This is a genomic window from Bradyrhizobium sp. NBAIM14 (assembly GCF_020193895.1).
GTDB lineage: Bacteria > Pseudomonadota > Alphaproteobacteria > Rhizobiales > Xanthobacteraceae > Bradyrhizobium > Bradyrhizobium yuanmingense.
In genome coordinates, this window is the sequence record NZ_JADYVQ010000084.1 from 1 (window position 1) to 475 (window position 475).

The following is a 475-nucleotide window of genomic DNA, read 5'->3' on the forward strand; positions in this document are numbered from 1 at the left end:
TTGATTCTTTTTTTTCCGTCCCGCATGTGCGAGGCGACGGTGCTGCAAGAAGGCGTAGGCAATCATTGTCATCAGGGCGTGGCGATGAAGACCCTGCCATGATCGCCCTTCGAAGTGATCAAGCCCAAGCTCCTCCTTCAACTGCTGATGCGCCTGCTCACAAATCCATCGTGCCTTGATGGTGGCGGCCAGTGTGCGCAGATCCGTCGCCGCAGGGAGGTTGGCGAGATAGTATTTCTTCTCCCCTGAGGCACGCTGCTCGCCAATGAGCCAAGCTTCGTCGCCCGGGAGATGCTGCTGACCCTTATCCCAGATTCGCTGGGGAGGGCCGTCGGCGGTGCGGACACGGAGAGCAGCAAATCGGGCTTTCAGCCGACCTTTCGTCCCGCTGCGCCAACTCACGGTTTTCCATTTGGCGCTCGCCAGCATGTGTTCTGCCGCAATCGATAAGATATCCGGCACGTGGTGCTTTCGT

Annotated in this window: 1 protein-coding gene; it reads right to left on the reverse strand. The window is 58.7% G+C overall.

Features of this window, described 5'->3' with window-relative positions:
* A partial coding sequence (locus tag I6F28_RS37105) for a transposase (RefSeq protein WP_225143946.1) occupies positions 1 to 475 on the reverse strand: 475 nt, incomplete at both ends.